Genomic DNA, 3,511 nt, shown 5'->3' with positions numbered 1-3,511 from the left:
TGATAATGGGGAGGGGTTTCCTTGACTGTAGGCTTCATACAATGTACATAGTTCCGATGCTAGTATGCCTATAGACCAACCGTCATATATTATGTGGTGCATGGTTAACATTAATATATGAGTTTCTGGCCTGAGTCGTACTAGGGTGACACGCACCAGGGGGCCTTGGGCTAGGTCAAAGGGTTTTTCTGCTTCAGTGCTAGCTAGTTTTTTGAGTTGGGTTGTTTGTTCCGGTGATGATGGTAATTCTACTGTTGACAGATTGATGTTGGCAACGGTCGAAATTACTTGCATGGGTTTCCCGTCTACAGAGGGGAAACGGGTGCGTAGGTTTTCGTGTCGCCTGATGATTTCGTTGAGACTTTGCTCTAATACTTTTACGTTGAGCTGACCTTCTAGTTGTAGACTCACCAGCATATTATATAATGGATTATCTGGCAAAAGCTGATGCCAGAACCACATCATTTGTTGACTGTAGGATAGTAACAAATCCTCCGAACGTGAAATAGACTGAATCAATGATTGATTAGAGTCGTTTACTTGACTAGCCTGGTCTAAAAAGTCCAGTATTTCTGTTTTACGCTCTGCTATTTCTTGACGCAGAGTCAATGTTAAAATCCCTGGGGAAGCATTACAGCGCAGTTGTCCTCCTTCAGCGGCAAATTTTACACCTAGACTACGAAGATAAGATAAGAATTCAACTGTTTTAGCAAGTTTCAAAATACTACCTCCTCACTACCTAATTCTGAGTTTTGTAAATCTTGTTTAGCCCAACTAACGGTCTCAATATATTCTGCCAACTCAGCTACCTTTGGCAATTCAAACAATATACTTAAAGTCAGTTCGTTCCCAAAAGCCTGACGCAAGCGAGAAATCACCTGAGTAGCCAACAGTGAATTGCCCCCCAACTCAAAGAAATTATCATAGATACCCACCTGGGATACCCCTAACAAATCCTGCCAGATTTGAGCAATTTTACGCTCCGTCTCATTCCTGGGCTTTATCCTTTCTTGAGTTGAACGACCCAAATTACTCTCTCGAAGTAAACCTATGTCAATTTCCCCAGTCTCAGTCAAAGGCATTTCAGGCAACTCTACCACAGCACAACTACTAGGTTTACCCACTGCATCCTGTACTTGAGGCTCCAGAAAACTCACATTGGGTTTACCTTTACCGTTAGTAGTAAAGTAAGCTGTTAATTCTTGCAGACTATCCGAAGTAGAAGTCAACCTGCGGATATTTAGATTACTACCATCCAAACCCACCATTAAGTAGGGTTGGTCATGGCATAAACCAGCTAACAGTGAAGACATACCTTGAGATAATCCCACAGCTAGATAACCCTTAGCTTGAGTTAACTGCTTCATCTGATAACCCCGACTCATCCCCATTTCATCCCACATACTCCAAGCTAAACAATAGCTCTGTAACTGACTCTGAGCACGTTGATAGTCAGAAAAAGCATCCAAGAAACTATTAGCTGCTGCATAAGCTCCCACCGTTGTGCCACCAAAGAAACCATTAATAGAGGAAAAATTAATAAACAAACTCTTTGGTTGCAATTCTTGCAATTGATGTAATACCAAAGTTCCTATCAGTTTAGGACGTAACACCTCAGCTAAACTTTCTGGTGTTTCCTCCCTCAGCAAACGCTCTTGCATCAACCCTGCTAGATGAATCACCCCATCCAGTTGTTGAGTGTTCCATCCAGACAAGGTTTGCTGTACTACCTCCTGCACTGCTTTTTGATGGCCAATATCTACCCCTTGGTAAATCACCTCACCACCTAATTGTTGTAATTGTTGGTAAGCTTTGATTTTCTCGGCTAGTTTACCCCCTTGCTGTAAATAAGTTTCCCAACTGTTGCTATCTGGTAGGGGTGTACGACCTAAAAGCAATAGTTTAGCCTGATAATGTTCCAGGAGATACTTAGCAATTTCAACAGCAATTCCTCCTAAACCGCCACTGATAAGGTAAGTGCCTCCAGTTTTGAATGGTAATGGTTGTAATGGTAAGGAAGGTAGGTCAACTTTCTCCAGACCTGATACCCAACGCTCTTCATCTCGATAAGCTACTTCTGAATCTTTGGCATCAATAGTTAGTTCCTCAATTATCCGATGGCTATTGACTTCTAATGAGTCTTGTGGTAAATCTAAATGCCGACAATGCCAGTGAGGGATTTCCATCGGGATAGTTTTCAACAAACCTGGTACTGTAGCTTTTTCATAGGCAATTGCTTCTTTGGGATTGAGAGATTGACTTAGACTTGCGACATACAGTAGTCGTACTGGATAATTTTCCTGATGATTACTAAAGGTTTGTAGGAGGAATAAGAGACTGTAAATACCGGTTTTTTGTGCTGTTTCTATAGTTTCTGTGTCAGTAATTTCTCCAGTCCCAGTATAGTTATCATAATGCCATAGGTGAATAATTGCTCCGATTTGGATATTGTCTCCTCCTAGACATTGGTACAGTTGTTGATAGTCGTCTTTAACATCTGGAGCAATTATATAGTGACTGTCATTGATTTTTTTGAAGGTTTCTCCTTGTTCTATCTGCACATAAGCTTGAGAATTGCTTTCTAACTTTTCGCAGACTTGTTGACCTAATCCTAACTTATCTATAAATACTAAAGCTACTCCCAATTGGGGGAATTTTTGTGGCGGATAATTTCCTTGTTTGCGTTGCCAGGTTTTTTGATAGAACCAATCAGGAATTGTGTGGCTGCTATTTTCGGTAATTAAATCTACCCGTTTTAAGACTTCCTGGAATTCTCCTGTGGCAAACCTTTGACTAAGCTGAGTTCGTTGAATCTTACCGATAGAAGTTTTGGAAATTAAGTCTTTGTCTAGGGGAATTAAATAATCGGGATTAATTCCCATGCGGTTGACTACCTGTTCTCTGAGCGCTTTTAATAAAGCTAATAACTCGGTATCTTCGGTTTTGGAGCTATTGAAAAATATCCCTAATTTATCGGTATTGCCATTAACTTCTCGCACGGCACAAGCGCAGGTGTAAGAAACTTCTATTCCTGGTAATTCTTCTACGGCTGATTCTATTTCATGGCTGTAGTAGTTTAAACCATTGATAATAATTACGTCTTTTTGTCGTCCGGTAATTGTTAAACTTCCGTTCTTGAGAAAGCCTAAATCTCCTGTGTTAAACCAACCATCTGATGTAAAAGCTTCTTGATTCGCCGTGGGATTTTGATAGTAACCTGATGTTACTGACGCGCCTTTTACTTGCACCCGCCCAATTGTTTCTTCTGAGACTATCTCGTTTTGATTATCGACTATTCTGATGGCAAATCCAGGAATGGGAGACCCTACTTCTACAAATTTCTGACCATCCTCTGTTGAGTCTAACCAGAAGTTATGCGAGAACGTTACTGCTGAGGAAGTTTCAGACATTCCCCAAGCAGGGTGCATAGCTTGAGGTGGAAGATTGTATCTAGTCAATAATTCCAAGAATTTTCTGGCAGTTTTGGCGACTATCGCTTCCCCTGCATTGA

Annotated in this window: 2 protein-coding genes; both read right to left on the bottom strand. The window is 41.0% G+C overall.

Going from position 1 to position 3,511, the window contains the following annotated elements:
* The coding region (locus F6K52_RS34095; protein ID WP_293089293.1) for a condensation domain-containing protein at window positions 1–720 on the bottom strand (720 nt) is incomplete at its 3' end.
* A partial coding sequence (locus tag F6K52_RS34090; protein ID WP_293089291.1) for a non-ribosomal peptide synthetase occupies window positions 717–3,511 on the bottom strand: 2,795 nt, incomplete at its 5' end. The genes F6K52_RS34095 and F6K52_RS34090, both read right to left, overlap by 4 nt.

Source organism: Moorena sp. SIO3H5, assembly GCF_010692395.1.
In the GTDB taxonomy this organism is placed as follows: Bacteria; Cyanobacteriota; Cyanobacteriia; order Cyanobacteriales; family Coleofasciculaceae; genus Moorena.
This window is presented reverse-complemented; position numbering and strand designations above follow the sequence as displayed.